Origin of the sequence: Mycobacterium sp., from assembly GCF_032159775.1 — a bacterium.
GTDB lineage: Bacteria > Actinomycetota > Actinomycetes > Mycobacteriales > Mycobacteriaceae > Mycobacterium.
Genome location: NZ_JAVHWK010000217.1, coordinates 1 through 13,249, shown reverse-complemented (window position 1 = coordinate 13,249; position 13,249 = coordinate 1). Strand labels below are relative to the sequence as shown.

Genomic DNA, 13,249 nt, shown 5'->3' with positions numbered 1-13,249 from the left:
TCGACCCCCTCGCGGCCAACGTGTCTGAGATTGTAACTTTCTCGCCATGAGAATACTATTCTCATCTTGTTGATGATGGAAGCCTTTCCATATTTCGCGAACCGGCGGGGAGTGCCGTGCAGCTGACATTCGACGCCGAGGTGGAGGCGTTCCGTGCCGAGTTCGTCGCGTTTCTCGACCAGCATTTGCCGCCGGAAGCCAAAGCGCTCGATCGGTCGTGGTCGAGTAGCCATATTCCCGACTGGGCGCGTCGCTGGCAGCGGTTGATGTTCGACAGCGGCTGGCTGGTTCCGGGCAATCCACCCGAGTTCGGTGGTCGCAATGCGACGATCCTGCAGCAGTACGCATACCAACTGGAACTCTCTCGGCGACGGGTCTACCAGACCTACAACCCTCAGGGCGTCGGCATTATTGCCGCCTCGCTGATCTCGTACGGCACCGGCGAGCAGCAGCAGAAGTGGGCCGTACCGATCCTGCGGGCGGAGATGACCGCCTCGCTCGGGATGAGCGAACCGGGAGCGGGCTCCGATCTGGCGTCCCTGCGAACACGGGCGGTGCGTGACGGCGACAGCTTCGTCGTCAACGGGCAGAAGGTGTGGACGTCTGGTGCGCACGACGCGGATGTGCTGCTGGCGTTCGTGCGAACCGACCCGGATGCCCCGAAGCACAAGGGCATCAGCGCTCTGATGATCCCCACCGATCTGGCGGGCGTGGTGCGCAGACCGTTCGCGTCGGCGTGCGACGTGGACGACCTCGACTTCAACGAGGTGTTCTTCAACGATGCGCGGGTGCCCGCCGAGAATCTCGTCGGTCCAGTCAACGAGGGCTGGCGGGTCGCGAGCGGGTCGCTCGGCCACGAGCGAAACATGTTGTGGCTCAGCTATGCCGACCGGTTGCAGGAGCTTGTCGAGGATTACCCCTGCCGAACTACGCTTGACCGGGACAGCTACGCCACGCTGGTGATGGACAACCAGGCGCTGCGATTGCTCGGTTCGATGGCGCTGGCGCGGGCCGCGCGCGGCGACGAGGACGCAGGCGCGCTGTCGGTGCTGAAGCTCTTCGGATCCGAGGCATCGCAAACGGCGTCGGAGAACATGTTGGCGGCGGCCGGGCCCGACGGGTTCGCCCACCCCGCGGTCTCCGGCCCCTACTCGGCCCTTCACCTCGACTGCTACCGGTCCGGCGTATTCGAGCGCTACATCAGGTCTTTCGGTGGCACCATCGCCGGCGGCACCTCTGAAATCCAGCGCAATATCATCGCCCAGCGCCTGCTTGGGTTGCCCCGCAACTGAAGGATTCACGTGTACATCGATTACGAGGTCAGTGACCGCATCGCGACCATCACGCTCAATCGGCCCGAAGCGGCCAACGCCCAGAACCCAGAACTGCTCGATGAACTCGACGCGGCATGGACTCGCGCCGCCGAGGACAACGAGGTCGGAGTGATCGTCTTGCGCGCCAATGGGAAACACTTCTCCGCCGGTCATGACCTCAGGGGCGGCGGACCAGTGCCCGACAAGATCACCCTCGAATTCATCATCCAGCACGAGGCCAAGCGCTATCTGGAGTACACGCTGCGGTGGCGCAACGTTCCCAAGCCGTCTATCGCCGCGGTGCAGGGCCGGTGCATCTCAGGAGGGTTGCTGTTGTGCTGGCCGTGCGACCTCATCATCGCCGCCGACGACGCCCAATTCTCCGATCCCGTTGTGTTAATGGGCATCGGTGGGGTCGAATACCACGGCCACACTTGGGAACTGGGGCCGCGAAAAGCCAAGGAGATTCTGTTCACGGGCCGGTCGATGTCTGCCGACGAGGTGGCCGCCACCGGGATGGTGAACAGGGTCGTGCCCCGCGAGCAACTGGACGCCGAGACCAGGGCGCTGGCCGAACAGATCGCCAAGATGCCACCGTTCGCGTTGCGGCAGGCCAAGCGCGCGGTCAACCAGACGCTCGACGTGCAGGGCTTCTACGCGGCGATTCAGTCGGTGTTCGATGTCCACCAGACCGGGCACGGCAACGCGCTGAGCGTCGGCGGTTGGCCGGTATTGGTGAACCTCGAAGAGATGAAGGCCAACATCAAGTAGTCCGAGATGGCTAGAGGTTGGCGAGGCGCGGAGCAGAGCCGCGGGCCCGCAGGCCCGCTCCTGCTCTCTTCGTGAGTTCTCTTGAACTGCCCAGCAATCCGTCCAACACGAGCACCCGTTTCACGTGGTGCTGCAGATCGTGCTCGGCGGTGAAACCGATGCCGCCGAGCACCTGCTGACAGTGCTTGGCCGTGGTCAGCGCCGCCTTGCCCGCTGCAGCCTTAGCCAGCAGTGCAGTCAAATCGGGGTTGTCGTCACCGGGCAGGTTCAGCGTCGCCGCGGCGCCTTCGATGGCAACCAGCGTTTCGGCCAGCCGGTGCCGGACCGCCTGAAAGCCCGCTATCGGTCGGCCGAACTGAACCCGGTCCAGGGCGTGCTGGCGCGCCAGGCTCAGCATCGCCCGTGCCGAGCCGACCAGCCACCAGCCGACAGCCCGGCGTGCGTCCACCAGCCGTACCGGATCTCCTTCGTCCACCCGGCGCAGTGGCAGGCCGCCGAGCGTGGTGTTGCTTCCCGCAGAGTAGTCCCACACCACCCAGCCACCGCCTGCGTAGGGTAGTTCGGGAACCTCGCCGAGCTCGCGGCCTCGAGTCTGGGTCACCACGATGTCGTTGAGAACCGATGCATGCGAACCTGTTTCGCCCAGCAGCCGAAAAACCAACGGTATCGCCTGCTCGGGCATGTCGGACACCATGTCGGCCCAGCCCAGCTCGGCAAGCGCCGCGTCCAGTTCGGCGCCGGAGGTCGACAGCATGGTCTTTCGCAGACCGTCTTCGAGCAGGTCGAGTTCGGAAGACATGGTCACTCCTTGCCGAGGTCCAGTAGCCGGCGGGCGATGATGTTGCGTTGCACCTCGGCAGTGCCGCCGTAGATGCTGGCCGCCCGCGAGTACAGGTACTCGGTGCGCCAGGCCGACTCGTCGAGTTCGACGGCGCCGGGCAGCAGGTCGCGGACGGTGTTGTACAGCGTCTGTTCGGCACCTGCCAGCAGGACCTTGTCGATCGAGGTCTCAGGACCCAGTTTGTGCCCGTCGGCGAACCGGAGCTGGGTGGCACGCGATCGGCAGCGAAGCGTGTGCAATGCCAGATACGCGTCGCCCAGATCCACGTCCGATCCCGTGCCGAGCCCTCTGACTTCACCGATCAACGCGTCGAACCGCGAGTACAGGTACGCGATGCGCTGCCAGAAACAGGTCGAGCGTTCGTAGGGCAGCAGATCCATCGCGAGCCGCCAGCCGTCGCCGGGCTTGCCGAGCATCCGCTCCGCAGGCACCGCAACGTCGTCGAAGTAGACCTCGCAGAATTCGTCGACGTCGTGCATGGTCTGCAGCGGTCGCACGGTGACTCCGGGGGTATCCAGGTCGACGAAAAACGCGCTGATGGCCTCGTGATTAGGGGTGTCCGCGTCACCGGTGCGGGCCAGCAGCACGCACCGCGTGGCGAACTGCGCGAAGCTAGTCCACACCTTCTGGCCATTGATGATCCACTGATCGCCCTTCTGGACTGCGCGTGTCGTCAACGACGCCAAATCGCTGCCCGAGCCGGGTTCGGAGAAGCCCTGGCACCACGATTCCTGACCCGACAGCAGCCTCGGCACCATCTCCGCGGCCAATTCCGGTCGCGCATAGTCGATCAGCGTCGGGGTGAGCACCTCGAGCATCGAGTACGGACCGGGATGGTCGATTCCGCGGCCGACGATCTCCTCGCCCACCACTGCGCGCAGGATCTCCGGGCCACCGAGCCCGCCCGCCGATTCCGGCCATCCGTAGCGCATCCAGCCCGCGTCGTACAGCGCCTTGAGCACGCGAAGATGCTGCGTTTGGTGCGCATCCAGGGAGTCATCGCCTGGAGGAGGTGTCAGATCGTTCTCGTCGAGCCAGATCTTCAGCGCCGAACGAAAATCGGCCGGGTCGAACAGGCCGGTCATCCGGCCTCCGGAGCCGCGCTGGCGGCGACATCAGGGTCGGGCCTTCCGATCGCGTGTGGGCGGCCCGAGTCGTGGTCACCGTTTCGCCGGATGAACGTCATGGCACGGGTTTTCAGCCGCCATCCGTCGCCGGTGCGCGCGTAGGTGTCGTTGTAGTAGCCGATGCGCATGTCGTGTTTGGAGTGCTCGATGAAGCACAATGGCTGCGTCCCGGTCGCCTTGTCGGGGTCACCCTCGTCGAGGTGTACCAGCGACGTGCCCGTCATGAACAGGCCCTTGGGAGCCGCGTCGACGAGTTCGGGGAAACGGGCCAGCGTGTATGTGGACCCGAACGCGCTGTAGGTGCCGTCCGGCGTGAACACCTCCACCAGCCCATCGACGTCGCCCTGGGTGATGGTGACGGCATATTTCGCCAGCAGCTGTTGGATCTCCACGAGATCGTCAGTTCGTGATGGTGTCATTCTTGAAGACCTTACCGCCCTTCATTACAAAAGTGACGTTCTTTGTAACGCTGATGTCGGTCAGCGGATTGCCGGGAACCGCGATGACGTCCGCGAGGTAGCCTTCGGCGATCCTGCCGAGATCGGGTTTGTTGATCAGGTCCGCGGCGACGACGGTCGCCGCCCGCAGCACCGCATCGGCAGGCATGCCCCAATCGACCAACGTGACCAGCTCGTCGGCGTTGCGCCCGTGCGGGATGGCCGGCGCGTCGGTGCCCACGGCAATCTTCACTCCCGCCTCGTATGCGGCTTTGAGCGACGTGCGTGCCTTCGGGAACATCTCGGCGGCCTTGTCCTGCAACTCCTTCGGAGCCTTCGATACGTCCATCGCCTCGGCGAGCCGCCTCGTAGTGACCAGAAACCGGTCGTTGTCGACGAGCATCTTGATCGCTTCGTCGTCCATCAGGAAGCCGTGCTCGATGCAGTCGATTCCGCAGTCGACGGCGTGCTTGACAGCCTCCGCGCCATGGGTGTGTGCGGCTACCCGCAGCCCGCGCCGGTGCGCCTCATCGACGATGGCGCGCAGTTCTTCGTCCGAATAATGTTGCGCCCCAGCCGCTCCGGTGAGCGACATCACACCACCCGAGACGCAGACCTTGATCAGCTGCGCCCCGTGCTTGATCTGGTAGCGGACCGCCTTGCGGATCTCGTCGACCCCGTTGGCGATGCCCTCCTCGACGGTGAGCTCGAGCGCACCGGGCATGAAGGCAGCGAACATCGTCGGATCAAGGTGGCCGCCCGTCGGCGTGATGGCATGGCCCGCGGGTATCACCCTCGGCCCCTCTATCCACCCAGCGTCAATGGCCTTGCCCAACGCCACGTCGAGCAGGTATCCGCCTGTCTTGACGAACAACCCGAGGTTGCGGACGGTGGTGAAGCCGGCGCGCAGTGTCCGCCTGGCGTTGCCGACCGCGCGCAGCACCCGGGTCGGCGGATCATCCTGAACCTGGGATAGGCCGGGGTTCTCGCCGCGGCCGCCCATCAGGAGGTTGACCTCCATGTCCATCAGGCCGGGAAGCAGGATGGCGTCGCCCAGGTCGATCACTTCCCCTTCGAGCGCGCCACCGAGGCCGACGATCCTGTCGTCGGAGATGCGCACGACGGCGGGCCGGACGATCTCGCCGGCATCGACGTCGAGCAGACCCGCTGCTTTAAGGGTCAGCACTCCTAGACCACCGGCTCCTTGATCAGTTGGATGTAGGACGCACCGCTGTCGAGCACGCGGGGCTGTTTCCACACCTCGACGGGGAAGCTCACCATGACGATCGACTGTCCCAGATGCACCAACGCCTTGGCGTCTTCGGGCATCCCCTTGAGCGGGAACCGCGCATCGACGTAGACCATGATGTCCTCGAGGCGCTCCATGCCCGCGTCGTACAATTCCGTCATCTCGGTCATCGTAGAGTTCAGCCGCTTGGCGTAGCGCTCTTCCTCGGTCGGTAGGCACCAATCGGAGAACCGCTCCAGGTCGGCGAACTCCTCGGGCAACTTAGACATTCGCGTGATCCTTCTCATCGGCGGCAGAACTGGCCGTGGCGGAACCGTTTCCGTTCGCCAGCGTTGCCTTGTACCGGTTCACGTAATCCCATGCCGTCTTGTGTAGGTGGCGCAGCAGGATCTCCTGGTCGCACAGCGGGAAGTCGGTGACGACCCGGGTGCCGATCTGCGTCTGCGTGGCCTCCAGAGTGTTGGCGTCCTGGAACGCGTACTCCTTGAACGTCACCGCGGCGAGCTCCTGCGACAGCCGCTGACGGAGGTTCGTCGGCGGCACGAAGTAAAGATCGGCCTCGAAGATGTGGGTGTCCACCCCGGTCGGCCAGTAGTGGTAGGTCAGGTACCAGCCGGGCGCCCAGAACAATAGCGTGAAGTTGGGGAAGAACTCGAAAGAGTCGGTGCCCCAGCTCTTGTGACGGCCCGGGTTGATGGCGGGCGGCAGCTCGTCGGGCAGGATTCCCTTGATATCGGGCCGGTCCCACGGGCCGAACAGGCCGCTGTGCAGGATCCGCTCGATGGGCTTGACCATGCTCAGGTCCTTGGGCGGCGACATGCCGCCCCATGACGACACCATGGAGTGGTCGCCCTTGATGTCGTAGGCCAGCGCCTCGAAGCCGAATTTGGCCAGTTTCTCGGCCTCCTCCTTCTCCGCCTGCTTCATGTGCAGGATCGGCGCGTGGTAGAACTCGACGAACGCATCAATGAACAGCTTCCAGTTCGCGTTGATCTCCGAGCGGTAGCTGTAGTGCTCGGTCATCTCGTGAAACGGGTAGCCCTCCAGGCCCTTGGCGAAATCGCCCAGGTACTCCGTCAACGGCATCGCGTCCTCGTCGAAGTTGATGAAGATGAAGCCTTCCCAGACTTCGCAGCGCACCGGGACCAGCCCGTACTGCGATTTGTCCAGGTCGAAGAACTCGCCCTCCTGCTGTACGAAGGTCAGGTCACCGTCGAGCGCGTAACGCCATGCGTGGTACTTGCAGGTGAACTGGCGGCATGTACCGGACACCTCTTGGCCGGGAAAGTCGTTCCACACCAACTTATTTCCGCGGTGACGGCACATGTTGTAGAAGCACCGGACGGTCTCGACGCCGTCCTTCACATTCTTCACGACGATCACTGACGTACCCGGTCCGGCCGACGGCATCTCGCGGGTGAAGTAACTGCCTTTCTTGGGCAGCCGCTCCACGCGTCCGATGTTGAGCCAGGTCTTCTTGAAGATCGCCTGCTGTTCGAGCTTGTAGTGCTCCGGGTCGATGGAGTCCTCGTAGTTCACTGGAGCAGTGCCGAGTTCCGGCCAGTTCTCTGTCCAGCTGCCTGCCGCAGGCTTGGGGAAAAATGCCACGTTGGTTACCTCTCCTGTTCGAGCTCGACGCCGAAGGTTTTCAAAGCCATGGAAACGGTCACGTAACAGCCGACCGTGAAGACGAAGTCCATCCGCTGCCGCTTGTCGAAGCGCTCGCCGAGCGCCGCCCACATCGCATCCGACAGGTTGTAGGACTCGAGTAGTTCGTCGACCGCCGTCAGCACCGTGCGGTCGAAGGCATCCGAAGCCTCCCCGCGCTGGACGCCCGCGATGTCCTCGTCGGTGAGGCCCTCGCGGAGGCCCATTTTGACGTGCTGCATCCACTCGTAGGCCGAGTCGGTCCGGTGCGCCACGCGCAGGATGGCCAGCTCCCGCAGTCGCGCCGGCATCGTCGAGTGGAATAGCAGATGCACGTTGAACTTCAAAAACTCCTTCGTCAGGTCCGGATGGTTGACGAAAGTGCCAAGGATGTTGCTGGCGTTCTCAGGGTTGCGCCGCTCTTCGGGGAGCATGACGGCGAGGGCGCGGTCGACGGCGTCGTCCCACTGATCCGGCGGCAGCGGGGGCACTCGCACGGCCTTCTCCTCTCGAGAGCGAGAATCAGGTTCTCATTTCCGACTAACAGGTTTCCATCTTTTGTGCCGAAGGTCAATGCCGGGTAGCCAGGTGAGGCCCCGCACCAAACATTTGTCCCGCGTTATCGTGGGATAATGATGCTCGGAGATTGATTCTCGCTCGGAGAGAAGATAGTTTCCCTAGATAGAGAACAGTGTGGATACTACGGTGGTGGTGAGAGGGAAGGGAGCCCCATGAATAAAGAGGACATGATCCTGATCAGCGTCGACGACCACATCGTCGAACCGCCTGACATGTTCAAGGATCACCTGGCCAAGAAATACATCGACGACGCCCCGCGGTTGGTGCACAACCCGGACGGCTCTGACACCTGGCAGTTCCGCGACGTGGTGATCCCCAACGTCGCGTTGAACGCCGTGGCGGGGCGCCCGAAGGAGGAGTACGGGCTGGAACCTCAGGGTCTCGATGAGATCCGACCGGGTTGCTGGAACGTCGACGAGCGTGTCAAGGACATGAACGCCGGCGGGATTCTAGGCTCGATGTGCTTCCCGTCGTTCCCCGGCTTCGCGGGCCGCCTGTTTGCGACGGAGGACCCGGAGTTCTCGTTGGCGCTGGTGCAGGCATACAACGACTGGCACGTCGAGGAGTGGTGCGGCGAGTATCCGGCCCGCTTCATCCCCATGACGCTGCCGGTGATCTGGGACGCCGAGGCCTGCGCGGCAGAGATCCGGCGCAACGCCAAGCGCGGTGTGCACTCGCTGACGTTCTCCGAGAACCCTGCGGCGATGGGGTACCCCAGCTTCCACGACTTCGACTACTGGAAGCCGATGTGGGATGCGCTCGTGGACACCGACACCGTGCTCAACGTGCACATCGGGTCGTCGGGCCGATTGGCTATCACCGCCCCGGATGCGCCGATGGACGTGATGATCACCCTGCAGCCGATGAACATCGTGCAGGCGGCGGCAGATCTGTTGTGGTCCAAGCCGATCAAGGCCTACCCGGACCTGAAGATCGCGTTGAGCGAAGGCGGGACCGGCTGGATTCCCTACTTCCTCGAGCGCGCCGACCGCACGTATGAGATGCATTCGACGTGGACGGGGCAGGACTTCGGCAAGCAGAAGCCCTCTGAGGTCTTCAGGGATCACTTCCTGACCTGTTTCATCTCCGATAACGTCGGTGTGCAGCTGCGCAACGACGTCGGCATCGACAACATCTGCTGGGAAGCCGACTACCCGCACAGCGACTCGATGTGGCCGGGAGCGCCAGAGCAGCTCGACGAGGTGCTCAAGAAGCACAGCGTGCCAGACGACGAGATCAACAAGATGACGTACGAGAATGCGTGCCGCTGGTACCACTGGGACCCGTTCACCCATATCACCAAGGAACAGGCCACCGTCGGTGCGCTGCGCAAGGCAGCTGGAGACCACGACGTCTCCATTCAGGCTCTCTCCAAGAAGGAGAAGACCGGCGCCAACTTCGCCGACTTTGCGGCGAGCGCCAAGGAGCTGACCGGCAACAAGGACTGACGAAGTCCGCTGGGGCGACGGTGCGCCGGTGCGCAGAATGGCTGATCGCACCGGCGCATTCGGCTGTGCCGGCGATGTAGTTGAAGGAGTGTGGGCATGTCGGGCGGGATGAGCTTCGAGCTGAGCGACGATCAGGAACTGATCCGCAAGTCGGTTGCCGAACTGGCGGGCAAGTTCGACGACCACTACTGGATGGAGAAGGACCAGGCGCACGAATTCCCGCAGGAGTTCTACGACGCCATCGCCAAGGGCGGCTGGCTCGGGATGACCATCCCCGAGGAATTCGGCGGCCACGGCCTCGGCATCACCGAGGCGACCCTACTTCTGGAGGAGGTCGCGCGTTCCGGCGCAGCGATGAACGGCGCCAGCGCGATCCATCTCACGATTTTCGGCATGCAGCCCGTGGTCAAGCACGGCTCGGAGGAACTCAAGAAAGCGACGCTGCCCCGCGTTGTCGACGGCGATCTGCATGTCTGCTTCGGCGTCACCGAACCCGGTGCGGGACTGGACACTTCGCGGATCACCACGTTCGCCAAGCGCGAGGGCGACCATTACCGCGTCAACGGTCGCAAGGTCTGGATCTCCAAGGCGCTGGAGTCCGAGAAGATCCTGCTTCTCACGCGCACCACGCCGTACGACGAGGTCACCAAGAAGACCGACGGGATGACGCTGTTCCTCACCGACTTGAACCGCGACCACGTTGACATCCGTCCGATCAACAAGATGGGCCGTAACGCCGTCAGCTCCAACGAACTGTTCATCGACGATCTGATGGTGCCGATCGAGGACCGGGTCGGCGAGGAGGGCAAGGGCTTCAAATACATCCTTGACGGGCTGAACCCGGAGCGGATGCTGATCGCCGCCGAGGCGCTCGGCATCGGGCGCGTCGCATTGGAGAAGGCCGTCAAATACGGCAACGAGCGTGTGGTGTTCAACCGCCCGATCGGCATGAACCAGGGTCTGCAGTTCCCGCTCGCGGACTCGCTGGCCCGACTCGATGCCGCGGAGCTGGTGCTGCGCAAGGCGACATGGCTCTACGACAACGGAAAGCCATGCGGACGTGAGGCCAACACCGCCAAATACCTGTGCGCGGACGCCGGATTCGGCGCCGCCGACCGCGCACTGCAGCTGCACGGCGGGATGGGCTACTCCGAGGAGTACCACGTGTCGCGCTACTTCCGCGAGGCCCGCCTGATGAAGATCGCGCCCGTCAGCCAGGAGATGATCCTGAACTTCCTCGGCGAGCACGTGTTGGGGATGCCGAGGAGCTACTGATGGGGTATTTCGATCTGACCGGGCGCGCCGCGATGGTGACGGGCGCGGGGGCAGGAGGAGGCATCGGGGCGGCCGTCGCGGCCGCGCTGGCCGACGCGGGTGCCGCGGTGCTCGTCACCGACATCGACGGAGACGCGGCCGCCGCTGTTGCTGAACGCATTCGAACCGACGGCGGCAAGGCGGATTCGTGCGCTCTCGACGTCGGTGACCGCGCTGCCGCCGATGCCGCTGCTGAACAGGCCGCCGGCCTTGGCGGGGGAGCGCTGCACATCCTGGTCAACAACGCGGGCGTCACGTCGCCTGCGATGTTCGCGAAGCTGACCGACGAGACGTTCCGGCTGACCTTCGACGTGCACGTGATGGGCACCTTCCACTGCACTCAGGCCGCGCTGCCGTTCATTCCGACCGACGGTACGGGCCGCGTCATCAACGTGACGTCGGCGGCCGGGCTCACGGGCACACTCGGTCAGGTCAACTACTCGGCGGCCAAGGCAGGTTTGATCGGCTTCACCAAGTCGCTCGCCCGCGAACTCGCATCCAAAAACATCATGGTGAATGCCCTTGCACCGCTTGCCGCCACACCGATGACCGAGACCATTCGGACCAACGAGAAGTTCGCGGCCAACATGATGAACCGCATCCCGTTGAAGCGGTGGGCCGGACCCGAGGAGGTGGCTGGGGCGTTCGTCTTCATGGCATCGGATGCCGCCTCATACATCACCGGACAGGTTCTGCCCGTTGACGGCGGAATGGTCATGTGACGACGGCACCCTTGGCGGGCGTCACCGTCGTCGCCATGGAACAGGCCGTCGCCGCACCCATGTGCACGCGCGTGCTCGCGGACTTCGGTGCTCGAATCATCAAGGTGGAGAACCCCAACGGCGGTGACTTCGCCCGTGACTACGACGACGTCGTCAACGGGCCAGGTGGCCTCGCCGCACACTTCGTCTGGTGCAATCGCGGCAAGGAATCGGTCACCCTCAACCTGAAATCGCCTGCAGGCATGGAGGTTCTGCATCGGCTGCTCGACGGCGCCGATGCCCTGGTGTCCAACCTGGCACCAGGATCGATTGCACGCCTTGGTCTTTCACCGGCAGACCTGGCCGATCGGCACCCCAACGTCATCCCGGTCGAGATCGACGGATACGGCCCCGGCGGCCCGATCTCCCACAAACGTGCCTATGACCTGCTGATTCAGGCCGAGGGCGGATCGTGTGCCGTCACCGGATATCCCGGCATGCCTGCCAAGCCGGGACCGGCCATGGCCGACTTCACCACCGGCCTCTACGCCGCACTGTCCATCCTGGCGCTGCTGTTCTCGCGCGACCGGCGCGAGGGGCCTGCGCCCGCGGTCGGGTTGAGCCTGTTCGACGTGCTGACCGACGTGATGGGCTATCAGCTGACCTACACCCAGCACTCCGGCATCGACCAGCAGCCGCTCGGGGTCGGCTCACCCGCGGTGGCGCCCTACGGGGCATTCCGGACCCGGGACGGGCAGACCGTGGTGCTCGGCACCACCAACGACCGGGAGTGGCAACGGGTCGCCAGGGAGATCATCGACCGTCCCGACCTCGCCGAGGACCCTCGTTTCGCCACCAATCCCGGCAGGTGCGCGCACCGTGAGATCCTCGACGAGGCGATCGGATCCTGGTGTGCACAGCATGATCTCGCCGAGATCCAGACGGTGGCCGACCAGGCCGGGATCGGCAACTCGCGCTACAACACCCCCAGCGAGGTGGTCGTTCACCCGCAGCTTGCCGCGCGCAACCGCTGGCGTGAGGTGGATACATCGAAGGGTCCGATCCAGGCGCTGCTGCCGCCGCCGGTCGTCAGCGGATACGATCCGCCGATGGGCGCTGTTCCCGGACTGGGCGAGCACACGGACGCTGTCCTGGCAGAGCTTGGATTCGGGCAGGACGACATCGCGGAGTTGCGCGAGCAGGGGGCCATCGGCCCGGCCTATCGCTCGTGAGGAATGGAGACGGCGAATGCGTAAAGCGGTAATTGTCGAAGCGGTCCGGACGCCGGTCGGCAAGCGCAACGGCGGACTGTCCGAGATGCACGCCGCCGATTTGTCCGCGCTCGTGCTGACCGCACTCGTGGAGCGGGCGGGCGTCGACCCGGGAATCGTCGACGACGTCGTCTGGGGATGCGTATCGCAGGTCGGCGATCAGTCGAGCAACATCGGCCGGTACTCGGTCCTCGCCGCGGGATGGCCGGAATCCATCCCAGGCACCACCGTCAACCGCGCCTGCGGCTCGAGCCAGCAGGCGCTGGATTTCGCCGTGCAGGCGGTGATGTCGGGACAGCAGGACGTCGTCGTGGCAGGCGGCGTCGAGGTGATGAGCAGGGTTCCGCTCGGCGCCGCCCGCGCCTCCGGAATGCCCTACGGGCCGAAAGTTCTTGCCCGCTACCCAGATTTCGCGTTCAACCAGGGGATCTCCGCCGAGTTGATCGCGCAGAAGTGGGGGTTCTCCCGCACCAGGCTCGACGAGTACTCGGCGCAGTCGCATGAACGCGCCGCCGCCGCGCAGGACAGCGGGGCTTTTGAAAGCCAGATGA

The 13,249-nt window shown here is 64.4% G+C and carries 14 protein-coding genes; 7 read left to right on the top strand and 7 right to left on the bottom strand.

All coding sequences use genetic code 11. From position 1 onward, the window contains the following. The first annotated feature begins 116 nt into the window (after positions 1 to 116). Together QOJ24_RS27405 and QOJ24_RS27400 are read left to right on the top strand one after the other, a co-directional pair. Positions 117 to 1,292, top strand: a complete 1,176-nt coding sequence (locus tag QOJ24_RS27405) for an acyl-CoA dehydrogenase family protein (protein WP_526266811.1) — start codon at positions 117 to 119, stop codon at positions 1,290 to 1,292. 9 nt (positions 1,293 to 1,301) lie between these two features. Beyond that, positions 1,302 to 2,084, top strand: a complete 783-nt coding sequence (locus QOJ24_RS27400; protein ID WP_526266810.1) for an enoyl-CoA hydratase/isomerase family protein — start codon at positions 1,302 to 1,304, stop codon at positions 2,082 to 2,084. 10 nt (positions 2,085 to 2,094) lie between these two features. Here the strand turns inward: QOJ24_RS27400 and QOJ24_RS27395 are convergent, their stop codons facing one another. The 7 genes from QOJ24_RS27395 to QOJ24_RS27365 are packed head-to-tail and all read right to left on the bottom strand — an operon-like array spanning position 2,095 to position 7,882. Continuing rightward, positions 2,095 to 2,883 carry an acyl-CoA dehydrogenase family protein gene (locus tag QOJ24_RS27395; RefSeq protein ID WP_526266808.1) on the bottom strand — a complete coding sequence of 263 codons (789 nt, stop codon included), beginning with the start codon at positions 2,881 to 2,883 and terminating at the stop codon, positions 2,095 to 2,097. 2 nt (positions 2,884 to 2,885) lie between these two features. Beyond that, entirely contained in the window at positions 2,886 to 4,010 is a 1,125-nt protein-coding gene (locus tag QOJ24_RS27390; RefSeq protein WP_526266806.1) for an acyl-CoA dehydrogenase family protein, read from the bottom strand. Further along, positions 4,007 to 4,471 carry a nuclear transport factor 2 family protein gene (locus QOJ24_RS27385; protein WP_526266805.1) on the bottom strand — a complete coding sequence of 155 codons (465 nt, stop codon included), beginning with the start codon at positions 4,469 to 4,471 and terminating at the stop codon, positions 4,007 to 4,009. Before QOJ24_RS27385 ends, QOJ24_RS27390 begins: the two co-directional genes overlap by 4 nt. Beyond that, positions 4,452 to 5,675, bottom strand: coding sequence for a metal-dependent hydrolase family protein (locus QOJ24_RS27380; protein WP_526266803.1), 1,224 nt, complete (start codon positions 5,673 to 5,675; stop codon positions 4,452 to 4,454). Before QOJ24_RS27380 ends, QOJ24_RS27385 begins: the two co-directional genes overlap by 20 nt. A gap of 2 nt (positions 5,676 to 5,677) precedes the next feature. Next, positions 5,678 to 6,007 (bottom strand): hypothetical protein, encoded by a 330-nt coding sequence (locus QOJ24_RS27375; protein ID WP_526266802.1) that lies wholly within the window; start codon positions 6,005 to 6,007, stop codon positions 5,678 to 5,680. Continuing rightward, a complete protein-coding gene (locus tag QOJ24_RS27370) occupies positions 6,000 to 7,346 on the bottom strand; it encodes an aromatic ring-hydroxylating oxygenase subunit alpha (protein ID WP_526266800.1) in 1,347 nt (448 codons plus the stop codon). The genes QOJ24_RS27375 and QOJ24_RS27370 overlap by 8 nt, the downstream gene beginning before the upstream one ends. A gap of 5 nt (positions 7,347 to 7,351) precedes the next feature. Continuing rightward, positions 7,352 to 7,882: a carboxymuconolactone decarboxylase family protein gene (locus tag QOJ24_RS27365; RefSeq protein ID WP_526266798.1), complete on the bottom strand. Its 531-nt coding sequence runs from the start codon at positions 7,880 to 7,882 to the stop codon at positions 7,352 to 7,354. Positions 7,883 to 8,116: 234 nt separating this feature from the next. Here QOJ24_RS27365 and QOJ24_RS27360 point away from each other — a divergent pair, with 234 nt between their 5' ends. From QOJ24_RS27360 to QOJ24_RS27340, 5 genes are all read left to right on the top strand, one after another. Then, positions 8,117 to 9,412: an amidohydrolase family protein gene (locus tag QOJ24_RS27360; protein ID WP_526266797.1), complete on the top strand. Its 1,296-nt coding sequence runs from the start codon at positions 8,117 to 8,119 to the stop codon at positions 9,410 to 9,412. A gap of 96 nt (positions 9,413 to 9,508) precedes the next feature. Beyond that, positions 9,509 to 10,687, top strand: coding sequence for an acyl-CoA dehydrogenase family protein (locus QOJ24_RS27355; protein WP_526266796.1), 1,179 nt, complete (start codon positions 9,509 to 9,511; stop codon positions 10,685 to 10,687). Continuing rightward, positions 10,687 to 11,448, top strand: a complete 762-nt coding sequence (locus tag QOJ24_RS27350; RefSeq protein WP_526266794.1) for an SDR family NAD(P)-dependent oxidoreductase — start codon at positions 10,687 to 10,689, stop codon at positions 11,446 to 11,448. Before QOJ24_RS27355 ends, QOJ24_RS27350 begins: the two co-directional genes overlap by 1 nt. Continuing rightward, positions 11,445 to 12,659 (top strand): CaiB/BaiF CoA transferase family protein, encoded by a 1,215-nt coding sequence (locus QOJ24_RS27345; protein ID WP_526266793.1) that lies wholly within the window; start codon positions 11,445 to 11,447, stop codon positions 12,657 to 12,659. Before QOJ24_RS27350 ends, QOJ24_RS27345 begins: the two co-directional genes overlap by 4 nt. A gap of 16 nt (positions 12,660 to 12,675) precedes the next feature. Then, positions 12,676 to 13,249 (top strand): thiolase family protein (locus QOJ24_RS27340; protein WP_526266792.1); only part of this gene is annotated, 574 nt, incomplete at its 3' end.

Excerpts from the sequence above, each read along its gene's own strand:
- QOJ24_RS27395 (WP_526266808.1), bottom strand. The coding sequence starts at position 2,883 with ATGTCTTCCGAACTCGACCTGCTCGAAGACGGTCTGCGAAAGACCATG.
- QOJ24_RS27390 (WP_526266806.1), bottom strand. The coding sequence starts at position 4,010 with ATGACCGGCCTGTTCGACCCGGCCGATTTTCGTTCGGCGCTGAAGATC.
- QOJ24_RS27350 (WP_526266794.1), top strand. The coding sequence starts at position 10,687 with ATGGGGTATTTCGATCTGACCGGGCGCGCCGCGATGGTGACGGGCGCG.
- QOJ24_RS27385 (WP_526266805.1), bottom strand. The coding sequence starts at position 4,471 with ATGACACCATCACGAACTGACGATCTCGTGGAGATCCAACAGCTGCTG.
- QOJ24_RS27355 (WP_526266796.1), top strand. The coding sequence starts at position 9,509 with ATGTCGGGCGGGATGAGCTTCGAGCTGAGCGACGATCAGGAACTGATC.
- QOJ24_RS27375 (WP_526266802.1), bottom strand. The coding sequence starts at position 6,007 with ATGTCTAAGTTGCCCGAGGAGTTCGCCGACCTGGAGCGGTTCTCCGAT.
- QOJ24_RS27360 (WP_526266797.1), top strand. The coding sequence starts at position 8,117 with ATGAATAAAGAGGACATGATCCTGATCAGCGTCGACGACCACATCGTC.